This window comes from Pseudomonas helleri, from assembly GCF_009600315.1.
GTDB classification, from domain to species: Bacteria; Pseudomonadota; Gammaproteobacteria; order Pseudomonadales; family Pseudomonadaceae; genus Aquipseudomonas; species Aquipseudomonas helleri_A.
This window is the reverse complement of record NZ_WIWC01000213.1, coordinates 1-218: the sequence shown is the minus strand read 5'-3', so window position 1 is coordinate 218 and position 218 is coordinate 1. Positions and strand designations below refer to the sequence as shown.

At 39.0% G+C, this 218-nt stretch carries 1 protein-coding gene; it reads right to left on the bottom strand.

The window, feature by feature from the left end:
- Positions 1–197: hypothetical protein (locus GHN86_RS23835; RefSeq protein WP_228385487.1), on the bottom strand; the 197-nt coding region annotated here is incomplete at its 3' end.
- Positions 198–218: the final 21 nt, after the last annotated feature.

Genomic DNA, 218 nt, shown 5'->3' with positions numbered 1-218 from the left:
TCAGAAAATAAATGATTCCAAGTGGGGTCTCTCGCCTCTAATTCTGTGATTACCACCCCCTTAAACCCATACCCTTTTCCCTCAGTTAATAGAAATGAGTTTTTTTTATAAGAATAGGCAATAACTTTTGGCCAGTCTGTGCTGTGTGGATACTCAGGCTCCAAATCTACTTTTGCTACTGTATAAAAACTGTCCATTATTCCTCCGGAAGGATATCT